The 14,582-nt window shown below is 63.6% G+C and carries 13 protein-coding genes and 1 pseudogene; 3 read left to right on the top strand and 11 right to left on the bottom strand.

What is annotated here, in order from left to right:
• Nucleotides 1-10: 10 nt before the first annotated feature.
• From LQ249_RS31730 to LQ249_RS10425, 4 genes and pseudogenes are all read right to left on the bottom strand, one after another.
• The gene (locus LQ249_RS31730; RefSeq protein WP_371928132.1) at nt 11-853 is read right to left on the bottom strand and encodes a methyl-accepting chemotaxis protein; all 843 of its coding nucleotides are present in this window, start codon (nt 851-853) and stop codon (nt 11-13) included.
• 18 nt (nt 854-871) lie between these two features.
• A pseudogene (locus LQ249_RS31725) lies at nt 872-1,033 on the bottom strand (HAMP domain-containing protein); the annotation flags it as partial.
• 1,060 nt (nt 1,034-2,093) lie between these two features.
• Complete coding sequence (locus LQ249_RS10430) at nt 2,094-3,506, bottom strand: aminotransferase-like domain-containing protein (protein ID WP_057003696.1); 1,413 nt, start codon at nt 3,504-3,506, stop codon at nt 2,094-2,096.
• 202 nt (nt 3,507-3,708) lie between these two features.
• Nucleotides 3,709-4,470, bottom strand: coding sequence for an SDR family oxidoreductase (locus LQ249_RS10425; RefSeq protein WP_057003697.1), 762 nt, complete (start codon nt 4,468-4,470; stop codon nt 3,709-3,711).
• A gap of 228 nt (nt 4,471-4,698) precedes the next feature.
• Here LQ249_RS10425 and LQ249_RS10420 point away from each other — a divergent pair, with 228 nt between their 5' ends.
• Nucleotides 4,699-5,706 (top strand): NADP-dependent oxidoreductase, encoded by a 1,008-nt coding sequence (locus LQ249_RS10420; RefSeq protein ID WP_126587887.1) that lies wholly within the window; start codon nt 4,699-4,701, stop codon nt 5,704-5,706.
• A gap of 63 nt (nt 5,707-5,769) precedes the next feature.
• On the opposite strand, the gene pyrF is transcribed toward LQ249_RS10420, so the two are convergent.
• On the bottom strand, nt 5,770-6,468 hold the full coding sequence (gene pyrF, locus LQ249_RS10415; protein ID WP_017846795.1) for an orotidine-5'-phosphate decarboxylase: 699 nt from the start codon (nt 6,466-6,468) through the stop codon (nt 5,770-5,772).
• A gap of 259 nt (nt 6,469-6,727) precedes the next feature.
• Between pyrF and LQ249_RS10410 the strand changes: the two genes are divergently transcribed.
• On the top strand, nt 6,728-7,489 hold the full coding sequence (locus LQ249_RS10410) for a response regulator (RefSeq protein WP_046385333.1): 762 nt from the start codon (nt 6,728-6,730) through the stop codon (nt 7,487-7,489).
• Nucleotides 7,489-8,523 (top strand): sensor histidine kinase, encoded by a 1,035-nt coding sequence (locus tag LQ249_RS10405; protein WP_046384182.1) that lies wholly within the window; start codon nt 7,489-7,491, stop codon nt 8,521-8,523. The genes LQ249_RS10410 and LQ249_RS10405 overlap by 1 nt, the downstream gene beginning before the upstream one ends.
• Before the next feature lie 43 nt (nt 8,524-8,566).
• Here LQ249_RS10405 and LQ249_RS10400 read toward each other — a convergent pair whose 3' ends face one another.
• The 6 genes from LQ249_RS10400 to LQ249_RS10375 all read right to left on the bottom strand — a co-directional run bounded on the left by LQ249_RS10400 (nt 8,567) and on the right by LQ249_RS10375 (nt 14,515).
• A complete protein-coding gene (locus LQ249_RS10400) occupies nt 8,567-9,628 on the bottom strand; it encodes an AI-2E family transporter (RefSeq protein ID WP_046384183.1) in 1,062 nt (353 codons plus the stop codon).
• 72 nt (nt 9,629-9,700) lie between these two features.
• On the bottom strand, nt 9,701-10,519 hold the full coding sequence (locus LQ249_RS10395) for a DUF4892 domain-containing protein (protein WP_057003699.1): 819 nt from the start codon (nt 10,517-10,519) through the stop codon (nt 9,701-9,703).
• Between the two features lie 114 nt (nt 10,520-10,633).
• Nucleotides 10,634-11,488: an alpha/beta hydrolase gene (locus tag LQ249_RS10390; protein ID WP_057003700.1), complete on the bottom strand. Its 855-nt coding sequence runs from the start codon at nt 11,486-11,488 to the stop codon at nt 10,634-10,636.
• Nucleotides 11,485-12,288 (bottom strand): alpha/beta fold hydrolase, encoded by an 804-nt coding sequence (locus LQ249_RS10385; protein ID WP_057003701.1) that lies wholly within the window; start codon nt 12,286-12,288, stop codon nt 11,485-11,487. The genes LQ249_RS10390 and LQ249_RS10385 overlap by 4 nt, the downstream gene beginning before the upstream one ends.
• Before the next feature lie 97 nt (nt 12,289-12,385).
• Nucleotides 12,386-12,829: a hotdog fold thioesterase gene (locus LQ249_RS10380; protein WP_017846788.1), complete on the bottom strand. Its 444-nt coding sequence runs from the start codon at nt 12,827-12,829 to the stop codon at nt 12,386-12,388.
• Between the two features lie 30 nt (nt 12,830-12,859).
• Nucleotides 12,860-14,515, bottom strand: a complete 1,656-nt coding sequence (locus tag LQ249_RS10375) for an AMP-binding protein (protein ID WP_177030007.1) — start codon at nt 14,513-14,515, stop codon at nt 12,860-12,862.
• Nucleotides 14,516-14,582 lie beyond the last annotated feature (67 nt).

The following is a 14,582-nucleotide window of genomic DNA, read 5'->3' as shown; positions in this document are numbered from 1 at the left end:
GCGGCGGCGATCAAAGGCGGAAGTGCCCCACCATGCCCTTGAGTTCCGCGCCCAACCGCGCCAGCGCAATACTCGACGCGGCATTGCCTTGCATGCTCAACGCCGATTGATCGGCACTCGCGCGAATGCTGGTGACGCTGCGGTTGATCTCTTCGGCCACCGAGCTCTGTTGCTCGGCCGCCGCCGCAATCTGCTGATTCATTTGTTGGATCAATGACACCGCGACCGCAATGCTGCCCAGCGCGCTTTCGGTTTCCAGCGCATCGCTGACGGCCAGCTTCACCAACTCGCCGCTCTGCTGGATCTGCTGCACCGACGCTTGCGCCGCGCTGCGCAAGGTGCCGACCAGGCGCTCGATCTCCTCGGTCGATTGCTGGGTGCGCTTGGCCAGCGCCCGCACTTCATCGGCCACCACCGCAAAACCACGGCCTTGCTCACCGGCGCGCGCGGCCTCGATGGCTGCGTTGAGCGCCAGCAGGTTGGTCTGTTCGGCCACGCTTTTGATCACGCTCAACACGCTGCCGATGTTCTGGATTTCGCTGCTGAGGCTGTCGATGCTGGCGCTCGCGCTGGTGCTGGACGTGGCCAGCTGTTCGATGCGCTGCAAACTCTGGCGCACCACCTGCTGGCCGCTGTCGACTTTGTCATCGGCGGTCTGCGCAGCCTGTGCGGCCTCTTCGGCGTTGCGCGCCACATCGTGGACCGTGGCGGTCATCTGGTTCATCGCCGTGGCGACCTGCTCGGTTTCTTCCTTCTGGCTGCTGACCTCGATGTTGGTCTGCTCGGTGACGCTGGACAGCGAATGCGCCGAACTGGCCAATTGCTCGATGCCCGCTTGCAGCCTGCTGACCATATCGCTCAAGCCGCTGCCCATCTGTTGCATCGCCTGCATCAACTGGCCGATTTCATCGCGGCGGCTGACGTCCATGCGCCCACTCAAATCGCCGGCTGCGATCTGCTGGGCCACCGCGATCACCCGGCGCAGCGGCGCGACGATCAACCGGGTAATCACCCAGGCCGCAATCAAGCCCATCAACAGCGCCAGGGCCGAGGAGCCGATAATCAGCAGCGCGCTTTTCTTCAACTGCGCCTGCATCGACTGATCTTCGGCGGCATACGCCTGGTCGACGCGGCCGACCACTTGGTCGGCGCGATCATGCAATTGTTTGTAGACCACTTTTTCCTGGGCCAGCAGGCCGGTGTATTCGCCGAGCTTTTCATTGAACGCAGCGATATGCCCGCCGACCTCATTGAGCACCGTCTGGTAACCGGCGTCCTTGACCGAGGTCTTCAGTAATTCGACCTGGGCCAGCGCCTGCTCGGCCTGTTCGATCTTGCCTTGTTCGGCGTTGTCTTCCTGCCCTTTGCGGCTCTGATCGAGGCGCACATGGGCCTCGTTCATGGCTTGCAGCATCAACCGCGAAACCTGGCTGACCTGCCCCGCCTGCTCGATAAACTCGGCGCCCTCCTTGCCCTGGCTTTCCTTGAGGCCATAGGCGCCATCGTCGGCCAGGCCGGCCTGCAACACATCGAGGTTATTGGCCACGCTGGACACCGACCAACTGGCCATTTCCAGTGCCAGGTCCTTGGTCTGGGTCAGTTCGACGAACTCATCGAACGCCTTGCGGTAAGCCGCCAGGGCCTGTTCGACCTCGGTCATCAACGGCACGTTGGTCGCAGACTCGGCCTTGAGGCTGGCGGCCAGGGCGGCCAAGGCGTCGACTTGCTCATGCAGGGCGTCGACGGACTTGGGGTCGGCGTGCAGCGCGTAGTCCTGCTCGATCAAACGCACCTTGAGCAGCCCGCTGTTGAGCGAAGACATGCTCTTGAGGCCCTCGAAACGCAGGCCAACGGTTTGCAGGGACCACACGCCAATCGCTGCGACCAACGCAGTCAACAGCAGCACCAGGCTGAAGCCCAAACCCAGTTTTTTCGCCATACCGAGGTTGGCGAAACGTCGTTGCACGGCCGAAATCATTGCACTTGAATCCTCTTGCAATGGCGGATGCCATCAAGTCCGGTTTCCCAGCAGCGAGATTCGCAACCCCAAGGCCCTGAACACAAGTCGTTGGCGCCACAATAATGGCAAAAAGCTACACACTCGTCGTTTTCAGAATGGTCGAGGTCGATCTGGCAGGCCCCGCGGCGCGGAACAACGCCAGGGCCCGCTGATCAGCAGCATAGGCCACATTGATGCGCTGCCACTCGCTGTGTTCACCCGTGGGGCTGAACAGCGCCCCCGGCGACATCAACACGCCGAGTTGCCGCGCACACGCCTGCAAGCGTGAACGGTCGGCCATGCGAGGCCGCGCCCAGACAAACATGCCGCCGGCGGGCACGGCGAACACCTGCCATTCCTCATCCTCCAGCACCTGCAAGGTCGCGGCCATTTGCGCGTTCAGGCGTTTGCGCAGGCGCTGCACCCATTTGCGATAGGTGCCGTTGGCCAGCAACGTGGCCATCACCGCTTCGGCAAAACGCGAGGTGCCGATGCCGGTGAGTGTCTTGAGGTGTACCAATTGCGCAATGATCGGCGAACTGGCGCTGAGGTAGCCGACGCGCAGGGCACTGCTGAGGGTCTTGGAAAAACTCGAGACATAGATCACCCGGTCATCATGGGGCAGCGCCGAGAGCCGCGTGCAACTGGCGTGTTGCAGGTCGGCGTAGACATCTTCTTCGATGATCAGAAAGTCTTCGCTGTGCGCCAGCGCCAGCAAACGCTCGGCCACCTTGCGGCACAGGCTGGTGCCGGTGGGGTTGTGATACAGGCTGTTGATAAACAGGCACTTGGGACGATGGCGACGCAGCAGGGCTTCCAGCGCCGGGACGTCCGGGCCGCCCTGGGTACGCGGCACTTCCAGCAGCGTGACGCCGTGGAAGGCCAACTGACGAAAGAGGTTGCCATAACCGGGGGTTTCCACGACCACCGTGTCGCCGGCCTTGAGCAAGGTGCGGATCAGCAGGTCCTGGGCATGGCTGGCGCCATGGGTGGTGAGAATGCGGTCGAGGCTGGTGGCCACGTGAATCTGGGTCAGGCGCTTGAGCAGTTGCTCGCGCAGCGCCGGCAGCCCCAGTGGCGTGCTGTAGTTGAACAGGCCGCCGGTATCGATGCGGCTGACTTCGCGGATCGCGTAGCTGATGTCATCGCTTTCGCGCCAGGCGTCCGGCAGCCAACCGCAGCCGAGTTTCAACTCGCCCAACGGGCTGTCGGTGAAAGCGCCCCACTCTCGCTCCGCGCCTTCATACCAGTGGCGTTCCTGAGCCACTGGCGGCTGCGCCACCACAAACCCGGAGCCCTGCTTCGAGGTCAGCAGGCCCTGGGCCTCCATGCGCTCGAATGCCTCGATCACGCTGGACTGGCTGAGCAGGTTGTCGAGGGCCAGTTGGCGGATGGACGGCAAGCGTGTACCGGGGCTGACCCCGCTCTTGCGAATCCATTCCGCCACCGCGCTGACGATTTGCTGCACCACCGGTACAAGGGCTTGTCGATCGATCCCTAAATCCATGAGCCACTCACTTAACTATCTGTTATTCAACCCAAAACAGTTAAGCACAGAAGCCCGCTCCAACCGGTCGCCAACAGTAACTAAAGTATTGATTTTATTGACTTATTTACCTCCTGATACACATTGGATCACGGCGTTTTGCCAGCTATGGAAATGCCCCACAGCACCTCAAACTTTTTCGAATGAGGTGCGGCTTGGAGTCCTAGATCGCGGTGGCGCCGCCGTCCACCGCCAGGGCGTGGCCGGTGGTGAACGCCGCACCGTCACTGCACAGGTACAACACCGCACTGGCAATTTCCTCGACCTTGCCGATGCGCCCGACCGGGTGCATGGCCGCGGCGAATTCGGCTTTGCGCGGGTCAGCTTCATAGGCACGGCGGAACATGTCGGTGTCGATCACGGCCGGGCATACCGCGTTGACGCGGATGTTCTTTTTCGCGTACTCGATGGCCGCCGATTTGGTCAGGCCGATCACCGCGTGCTTGGACGCGGCATAGATGCTCATCTTCGGCGCGGCGCCCAGCCCCGCCACCGACGCGGTGTTGACGATCGCACCAGCGCCCTGGGCCAGCAGCAACGGCAATTGGTACTTCATGCACAACCACACGCCCTTGACGTTGACGCCCATGATCGCGTCGAACTCATCGAGGGTGCCGTCCGCCAACTTGCCTTTCTCGATCTCGATCCCGGCGTTGTTAAAGGCGTAGTCCAGGCGGCCATACGCGGCGACGGTCTGCGCCATCAATTGCTGCACATCGGCTTCCAGGGTGACGTTGCAGCGCACGAACTGCGCCTCGCCACCGGCCTCGCGGATCAGCGCGACAGTGCCTTCGCCGCCCGCTACGTCGAGGTCGGCAACCACTACCTTCAAACCTTCGGCGGCAAACGCCAGCGCGGTGGCGCGGCCAATACCGGCGGCGGCGCCGGTGACCAGGGCGACCTGGCCGGAAAACGTCATGCTCATGGGGGATGTCCTATGGGAGAGATAGCCGTGGGCCGAGTCTAGCCAAGCCCGACACGGGCGCGTCAGCACTATCAGAAGGCCGGTTAGCGCTGCATGAATCACAATGATAAGACCGCCCGGCTGACTATCATCGAAGCCTATCGCCAAGCATTCGCAGTCCTCGGCCGACCTTGCTCGCAGGCCATTATGGGTCTATCAATCAGGCTTCATTTCTCAAGAGTCCTTGCCATGACTGCCCAGACCAACCGCCAGTTCCTGCTCGCCAAACGCCCGGTCGGCGCGGCCACGCGGGAGACCTTCACCTACCAGGAAGTGCCGGTGGGCACGCCACAGGATGGGCAGGTGCTGGTGCGCAACGAATACCTGTCCCTCGACCCGGCCATGCGCGGCTGGATGAATGAGGGCAAATCCTACATTCCGCCCGTCGGCATCGGCGAAGTGATGCGGGCGCTGGGTGTAGGCAAGGTAATCGCCTCGAACACCCCTAAATTCGCCGTCGGGGACTACGTGAACGGCGCCCTGGGGGTGCAGGATTACTTCCTCGGCGAGCCGCGTGGTTTCTACAAGGTCGACCCCACGCTTGCGCCCCTGCCGCGCTACCTGTCGGCGCTGGGCATGACCGGCATGACCGCCTACTTCGCCCTGCTCGAGACCGGCGCACCCAAGGCCGGCGAAACCGTGGTGATTTCCGGCGCGGCCGGGGCGGTGGGCAGCATTGCCGGGCAGATCGCCAAGATCAAAGGCTGCCGTGTGGTGGGTATTGCCGGTGGCGCCGACAAGTGCAAATTCCTGGTGGATGAACTGGGCTTCGACGCCGCCATCGATTACAAACACGAAGACCTGCCCACCGCGCTCAAGCGCGAGTGCCCCAAGGGCGTGGATGTGTATTTCGATAACGTCGGCGGCGACATTCTCGACGCCGTGCTCAGCCGCCTGGCATTCAAAGCCCGCGTAGTGATCTGCGGTGCGATCAGCCAGTACAACAACAAGGACGCGGTAAAAGGCCCGGCCAACTACCTGTCATTGCTGGTCAATCGCGCACGCATGGAAGGCTTCGTGGTGATGGATCACGCGGCGAACTTTGCCGCCGCCGGGCAGGAAATGGCCGGCTGGATGGCGCAGGGCAAGCTCAAGAGCAAGGAAGACATTGTGGAGGGACTGGAGACGTTCCCGGAGACGCTGATGAAGCTGTTCAACGGGGAGAACTTCGGCAAGCTGGTGCTCAAAGTCAGCTGATACACAGCAGATGTCAATGTGGGAGGGGGCTTGCTCCCTCCCACATGGTTGATCGGTGATCGATCAGGCGATCTCGGCGACGACTGCCGCCAATGCCTTGGCCGGGTCCGCCGCCTGGCTGATCGGGCGGCCGATCACCAGGTAGTCCGAGCCGGCGTCCAGGGCCTGACGCGGCGTGAGGATACGGCGCTGGTCATCCTGGGCGCTGCCCGCCGGGCGAATCCCCGGGGTGACCAATTGCAGCGACGGGTGGGCGGTCTTGAGCGCCCGGGCTTCCAGCGCCGAACAGACCAGGCCATCGAGGCCGGCTTTTTGCGCCAGGGCCGCCAAGCGCAGCACTTGCTCCTGAGGTTCGATATCCAGGCCGATCGCGGCCAGGTCTTCGCGCTCCATGCTGGTCAGCACGGTCACACCGATCAGCAAGGGTTTAGGGCCGCTGCGCTGTTCCAACACTTCACGGCAGGCGGCCATCATGCGCAGGCCGCCGGAGCAGTGTACATTGACCATCCACACGCCCATTTCGGCGGCAGCCTTGACCGCCATCGCGGTGGTGTTGGGGATGTCGTGGAATTTCAGGTCGAGGAACACCTCGAAACCTTTGTCACGCAGCGTGCCGACGATGTCCGCGGCGCAACTGGTGAACAGTTCCTTGCCGACCTTGACCCGACACAGCTTCGGGTCCAACTGGTCAGCCAGCTTCAGTGCGGCGTCACGGGTGGGGTAATCCAGGGCGACGATGATAGGAGTCTGGCAGACGGACATTGGAATGGGCTCTCAGGCAAGTCGAAATCGGCGCGGATTGTAGCGCAAGCGACGCCGTTGCGGGATCCGATGATCGGTAAATACTGACCAAGCGCACTCAGGCGGACCTTTCGGCTATTTGTATCAAAGCAGATACATTCACGACATGCCCTCAACACGCCCTACCGCTAGCCTCGCCCGCACGACCCACCGACCAGCACTACCAGCCATGGGGCTGGGCGCCTATGCTGACCGCTACCACCAGGCAGATGATCGCACTATGCATACTTCCGTCCCGCTGAACGACGAGCAAAAAAACGCGGTGAGCGCCGATGAAAAGCGCTGGAACACCCGCGCGCTGATTGTCGACGACGATGTGCCGATCCGCGAACTGCTGATCGACTACCTGGCGCGCTTCAATATTCTCGCCACCGGCGTCACCGACGGCACCGCGATGCGCGTGGCGATGCAAGCCGAAACCTTTGATGTGGTGGTGCTCGACCTGATGCTGCCGGGCGAAGACGGCCTGTCACTGTGCCGCTGGCTACGCGCCGAGTCGGACATTCCGATCCTGATGCTCACCGCCCGCTGCGAACCCACCGACCGCATCATCGGCCTGGAACTGGGCGCCGACGACTATATGTCCAAGCCGTTCGAGCCGCGTGAATTGGTGGCGCGCATCCAGACCATCCTGCGCCGGGTGCGCGACGACCGCACCGAGCAGCGCGCCAATATCCGCTTCGATAACTGGCGGCTCAACAGCGTGTTGCGCCAATTGGTGGCCGACGATGGCCTGGTGGTGCCGCTGTCCAACGCCGAGTTCCGCCTGCTGTGGGTGTTTATCGAGCGGCCGCGCCGGGTGTTGAGCCGCGAACAGTTGCTGGATGCGGCCCGCGGTCGTTCCATCGAGGCCTTCGATCGCAGCATTGACCTGCTGGTCTCGCGCCTGCGCCAGAAGCTGGGCGATGACCCCAAAGCACCGCAGTTGATCAAGACCGTGCGCGGTGAAGGCTATCTGTTCGACGCACGGGATATCGGCTGATGCGCAACGCCCTCAACACGCTGTTCGGCCGCTTGTTCGGAGTGTTGCTGTTGGCGATTGTACTGGCCCATGCGTTGGCATTTTTCTGGTTCCACCACTATGACCCGCCTCCGCCACCGCGCAAGGACACCTTCGTCGAGCAACCGGACGGCACGATGAGGCCGCTGCCTAAACGCCCTCGCCCATGGTTTGGCGGCCCGGTGGTGCCGCTGACGTTTCAGTTTTTCTCGTTGATCATCGCCGCCTGGTATGGCGCCAAATTGTTGAGCCGGCCGATCCAGCGCCTGAGTGAGGCCGCCGAGCGCTTGAGCCTGGACCTCGACAGCCCGCCTCTCGACGAATCGGGCCCCCGCGAAGCCCAGCAGGCCGCGTCAACCTTCAACCTGATGCAAAAACGTATTCGCGAACAAGTCGGTCAGCGCGCGCGCATGCTCGGCGCGGTCTCCCATGACCTGCGCACCCCGCTGTCGCGCCTCAAGCTGCGCCTGGAGCAGATCGAAGACGCCAAGCTGCAAGGCCAGATGCGCCAGGACCTGAACGACATGATCGGCATGCTCGACGCCACCTTGAGCTACCTGCACGAACAACGCACCAGCGAAAGCCGGCACTGGCTGGATGTGCAGGCGCTGGTGGAGTCGATCAGTGAGAACGCCCAGGACCAAGGTTCCAATGTGCAATGTGCCGGCACCTGTGCGCCTTTGCAGGTGCAGCCGATGGCGTTGCGTTCATGCCTCAACAACCTGATCGACAACGCCTTGCGCTACGCCGGCAGCGCGCGCGTGGAACTGGAGGACAGCCGCGAGGCCCTGACCATCCGCGTGATTGACCACGGCCCCGGGATTGCCGCCGACAAGCGCGAGGCGGTGTTCGAACCGTTCTATCGGCTGGAAGGCTCGCGCAACCGCAACTCCGGCGGCGTGGGCCTGGGCATGACCATCGCCAAGGACGCGGTGGAACGCCTGGGCGGACGGTTGAGCCTGGAGGAAACCCCGGGCGGCGGGTTGACCGCCGTGATGTGGTTGCCCCGCGCCTGACGGCCAACGCCGGCCAGCTCCCCCATAAATCTTGGCCACTCAGCTACAGCGGTTCGTCTTCGCGGCGGCTCTGGGCCTGGGTCGCGCTCCAATCCATCAGCAGGCTGTACGCCACGGCGAGCAAGGTCGGGCCGATAAACAGGCCGATGAAGCCAAACGCGATCAGGCCGCCGAATACCCCGAGCAACACGATCACCAGCGGCAGGTTACCGCCACGGCTGATCAGGTACGGCTTGAGCACGTTGTCCACGCCGCTGATGATGAACGTGCCCCACACGCCGAGGAACACTGCGTAGGTGTAATCGCCCTTCCACGCCAGCCAGGCCGTGGCCGGAATCCACACCAGCGGCGGCCCCATGGGGATCAGGCTGAGCAGGAACGTGACGATACCCAGCACCAGCGCGCCCGGCACCCCGGCGATCAGGAAGCCGATCAGCGCGAGCACGGCCTGGGCGGCGGCCGTACCGATCACGCCATTGACCACGCGCTGCACGGTGCCGGCCACCAGTTCGATGTAGTAACCGGCACGTTCGCCGATCAAGCGCTCCAGCAGGCGGTGGACGAACATCGCCAGGCGCGGCCCGTCACGGTAGAAAAAGAACACGAACACCAGGCTGAGGGTCAGCTCCAGGATGCCGCCGCCGATCTGCGCGCTGCGCGCCAGCAGCCAGTTGCCCACCTGCCCCAGGTACGGCTTGAGGCTGACCATCAGCGCCGCGCCCTGCTGGTCGATGCTGTCCCACATCGCCACCAGCCGTTCTCCGACAAAGGGAATCGACCCCAACCAGGCCGGCGCCGCCGGCAAACCGTCGACCTGAATATCCTTGATCAACGTCACCGCGTCGCGCACATGGTCCGCGAGGTTGAACCCCAGCCATACCAGCGGCACCGCCACCAGCAGCATCCAGCCCAAGGTCAGGATGCCAGCGGCCAGGGATTCGCGGCCGCCCAGCCAGCGGGTCAGCAACACCATCAGCGGCCAACTGGCAAACGCCAGCACCGCCCCCCAGAACAGCGCCGACCAGAACGGCGCCATCACCCAGAAGCTGGCACCGAACAGCACCAGCAGCAGGATTTGCACCAGCAGGCGATCGTTATTGAGCATGGAGTTTCTCTAGGAAAAGGCTGAAGGCAGTCAGTTTAGGCGAACGGCGCGGGTCCGTTCGCCCTGTTTCGGTCAGCGTATCAGATGCAGGTGCAGGCCTTTGGCTGGCTCGGTACCGGTTTCCAGGCGTGCGGCCCGCACGCCCTTGTCAATCAGGGCCTGGCGCCACGCTTCGGCATGGGGGCCGGTCAAACTGACACGCAGGGTGGTGTCGAGGTTCAAACCGCGAGAAATCAGGGTCAACCAGGTGGCATCGGGGTCTGCACCCAAAGCCGGGAAATCCAGCTCACCGGTGCTTTTGAGTTCGCGCAACAGCGTGGCGGAGGTCGGCAGCAGTTCCCCGAGCGGGGCGTCGGCATCGATCTGTTCGACATGCAGGTAAGCCCGGCGATTGCCGCGGGTGATGCCGTACAACGCCACCAGGGAATTGTCCTGCGGGGCGGCCAGACGCAACAGCAGGTATTCCTGCTGGCCATCGGCGCCGACCAACTTGGCATTACCGAACACTTCATTGGCCCACAGGCTGCTTTCACCGCAGTCACGGGCCTGGCACCAGAACAACAGCTGCGCGCCCTGCTGCTGCAGCGCTTCGCGCGTGGCGGTGAACGCAGCGCTGGAGGTGTGCTCGGCGGGCAGTTCATAGGTGATGGCGGTGGCCTGGCCGCGCGCGGTGGCCTGGGCTTCGTAACGCAACTGGCCGCTGATCTTGCGGATCGCGCCCATGGGGTAGATGCGCTCTTTTTCTTCGGCGGGACGATAATCGACGATTTGCGCGTCGACCTGACGGGCCACGGCGGGCAAGTCCTGGCTACCCGGAACATCGGCGGCGAACACCAACGGGCTGAACACACACAGCCCGAGGGCACGGATACAGCCTTTACGCACGCTCATCGGATAGTTGAGCCCTGGCCATCGGAGGTCGCAGCAGTTTCAAGATCGGTGTTGAGATCGTTCATGGTTGACTCCCTTTCAATCCGCCCAGCCTCGGCAGTTGACCGCGCCAAGTCAAGGTGCAGAGAAGAACCGATTGAAACAGTCTGCAACAAGGACCGCGCCCGCCTCGTCATTCAAGTGCAAATGATGGCCACCGGGCAGGGTCGTCACGGTAAACGGTAGCTGGGAAAGCAATTCGGGATGTCTCGCCAGCATGCCGTCAGCGGCGACCACCAGTTGAGTAGGACAACCTACGCGGCGCACGAAAGCCATGGCTTGCTCGTCGGTCAGACGCATCGGCGATGCCAGGGTCAAGCGGCTGTCCGTTCGCCAGGTGTAACCGCCCGGCACCGGCATCAACCCGCGCTGGGCCAGCAGTTCAGCAGCTTCGCGGCTGACGGCCACCAGCCCTTTCATCCGCGCTTCGACGGCGCGATCAAGGTTGCTGTAGACCGGCTTGCGCTTGCCCTGCAGGTTCAATTGCGCCTGCAACGCCATGCCCAGGCGTTCGGCGGCGTTCTCGCCGGAGGCGGTCGGCGGGATCACACCGTCGATCAAACCCAGGTGCGTCACCCGCTCCGGCAAGGCACCGGCCAATACCAGAGAGACGATGGCGCCGAGGGAATGGCCAAGTAATGCAAAACGTTTCCAGCCCAGTTGTTCGGCGACCTGCAGCACATCGTGGACGTAATCCCACAAGGCATAACCGGCCCCCGTCGGACGATGCGCCGAATGCCCGTGGCCGGCCATGTCGAGGGCGACGATACGCATGCCCTGCAGTTTCGGCGCCAACCGCGCGAAGCTGTTGGCGTTGTCCAGCCAGCCATGCAAGGCGATCACCGGCAGACCGTCTTCGGGACCGAACAGATGCGCGGCCAATTCGATATGCGGCAGGCTCAGGCGCACTTCTTCGACCGGCGTACTCATGCGCAACTGCGCTCGCGGGCTTCCCAACGGGCGAACAGTTGCTTGAGCAAGATCGCGGTGTCCTGGGGGCGTTCGAGGGGGAACATGTGGCCGCCGGGCATGGTGAGCATTTCTCCCATGGGCAGGCGCCCGACGCCGCTGGCGTGGTGGCGCATCACCACCCGGCTCTGGCGCCCGCGCACCACCGCCAGCGGCACTTTCAACTGGCGCACCTGGCCCGGGCTGGTATGGGGCACGCCCCGGTAGATACTGATTTCAGTGGCCGGATCGAAACGCAGGCGCAGGCGATCGCCGACCTGATACAGGCCATGTTGCAGGTAAGCGTCGAAGCATTCCGGGTCGAAGCCGCGAAACAGGGTCTTGCCGGCGAAGTAACTGCGCGCGGCGTCCAGGTCGGCGAATTCTTCACGGCGGCCCAGGGTGCGCCCGGCCGGGGTGAGGCGGTCGATAAAACCAAAGCGCTTGGCGGCGCGGATCACCCAGCGGTCGGCACGGGTCAGCACCGGCGAGTCGAGCATCACCACGCCGCGATACAACTGCGGGCAGCGCATGGCCGCGTGCAAATGCAACACGCCGCCCAGGGAATGGCCCACGCCCCACACCGGCTCGGGCTGCTGTTGCAGATGGTGGATCAGTTCGTCCACCAGGTTCTGCCAGTTGTCGTCCACCGGAAACCGTGGATCGTGGCCGTGCTGCGGCAGGTGCGCGACGGTATATTCCGGGGCCAGGCCGGCAAACAACTTGCCGTAGGTAGCCGAAGGGAAGCCATTGGCGTGGGCAAAAAACACGTGCTGCGACATACCGGTTCCATCTATAAAAACAGACATTGATTGTCACCACGCCCGACCGTTACGGCAATGACCGTAACCGCCAGGAATGATGACACTCACGCCACGCCTATCGCGCCGGCGGGTTCTCGCCCAGGGGCACTACGGCCATGGTCAGGCGCGAGACGCAGCTGGACTTGCCATCATCGTTGGTCAGGCGGATGTCCCACACCTGGGTGGTGCGGCCGATATGAATCGCCCTCGCCACCGCCGTCACCCGCCCGCTGCGCACCCCGCGCAGGTGGTTGGCATTGACCTCGAGGCCGACGCAATAGAACTTGCTCGCATCGATGCACAGGTAGGCCGCCATGGAGCCGACGCTTTCGGCCAGCACGACCGACGCGCCGCCGTGCAGCAGGCCGTAGGGCTGATGGGTACGCTGATCGACCACCATGCTGGCGGTCAGGGATTCTTCGTCGAAACTTTCGAAGCGAATGTCCAGCACTTCACCGATGGTGTTTTTCTGCAGAGCGTTGAGTTGTTCGATATTGGGTTGGGTGCGCCACAGGCTCATACCGTTGTCCCTATTGGTTATATGATGGCCCTAATCCTGCCACAGAATGACTTCGGTGCGCTCGCTCCACACCTGAAACTGTGGGCCGTAGGTCGATTCGATGACATTGCGCCTGATCTTCAAGGTCGGTGTCAGGAAGCCGTTTTCCACCGCCCAACTGTCTTTCACCACCACCAATTGACGCAGGCGCTCATGCTTGTCCAACGCCGCGTTGACCTGCTCCAGCCAGCGTTCAAGGCTGCCGTGCAAGGCCTGGCGCGCATCCGCCGGGCCCGCCGCCGACAGCACGCACAGGCCCATCGGCGCAGGCAGGCCGTCGCCGACCACACACACCTGTTCGATCCGTGCATGTTCGGCCAGGCGGTTTTCGATTGGCGCCGGGGCCACGTACTTGCCCTTGCTGGTCTTGAAGATTTCCTTGAGGCGCCCGGTCAGGCGCAGACGGCCCTCGGCGTCCTGCTCGCCCTTGTCGCCGGTGCGCAGGAAGCCGTCCGGGGTGAGGGTTTCGGCGGTTTTTTCCGGGTCCTTGAAGTAACCGAGCATGGTCGCGCCACTGCGCACCTGCACTTCGCCGAGCGGGTCGATACGCACTTCAACGCCCGGGCATGGCAGGCCGATCCAGCCGATTGTCTGCTGGCCGGGGCGACACACATGGGAATAGCCGCAACTCTCGGTCATGCCGTACACCTCCAGCACATCCAGGCCCAGGCGCTGATACCAGCGCAACAAGGCTTCGGGCACCGGCGCCGCGCCGGACAGCGCAATGCGTAACGCGTCCAGGCCCAGGCCGGCCAGCACCTTGCGGCCCACGCGTTTGCCGATAAAGGGCAGCCGCAACAGGCGCTCCAGGCGCGTCGCCGGGATCTTGCCGTAGACGCCCATCTGGAATTTGGTCCAGATACGCGGCACCCCGAACAGCGCCGTCGGCCGTGCCCGACGCAGGTCCCGCAGAAAAGTCTCAAGGCTTTCGGCGAAATACACGGTTTGCCCGGTATAGATCGCCGCCAATTCCACAAACATCCGCTCCGCCACATGGCACAAGGGCAGGTACGACAGCAGCCGGTCACCCTCCCCCAGGCCGAACAATTCGGTGCCTCCGGTGGCGGCAAAGCCCAGGGCGCCGAAGCTGTGCATCACGCCCTTGGGCAGGCCGGTGGTGCCGGAGGTGTAGATGATGGTGGCCAGATCCGACGCGGCAGGTAGCGGCTGATCCTGGATCGGTGAACAGGCTTGCAGCTCGGCCCAGCTGAAATCCAAGTCGCCCGCCGGACACAGCGGCAGGCCGATGGTGGGCACGTCGGCCGGAACCCCGGGCGCCATGGCGGGCCAGTCATCGAGCTTGCCGATGAACACCAGCGCCGCCTCGGAGTGCTTCAGCACATGGGCGACGGAATCGGCGGTGAGGTTGGGATAGAGCGGCACCGAGACATGCCCGGCCATCCAGATGGCCAGGTCAGCGATGATCCAGTGCGCGCAATTTTTCGAGATCAGGGCTACGTGCGAACCCTGGGGCAGTTCCCTCGCACGCAGCCAATGCGCGGCGCAGCGGGCCTGGTGGCCGACCTCGGCCCAAGTGAGGGTCTGTACCTCGTCGCCGCCGACGGGCTGCACCAGGAAGGGTTTGCGCGGATGCCGCGCTTCACGTTCGAAGAAGACCTGCAACGGCAAACGAAAAGCGACGGGCATGGGACGCGCTCCTTTGTGGTCCGATGATAGCCAACCAAGCACTTGCTCGGCTGACTATATAGCACAC

It is taken from the genome of Pseudomonas sp. 7-41 (assembly GCF_021233075.1).
Taxonomy (GTDB): Bacteria; Pseudomonadota; Gammaproteobacteria; order Pseudomonadales; family Pseudomonadaceae; genus Aquipseudomonas; species Aquipseudomonas veronii.
Note: the sequence above shows the minus strand (reverse complement) of the source record. Positions and strands in the feature narration are given on the sequence as shown.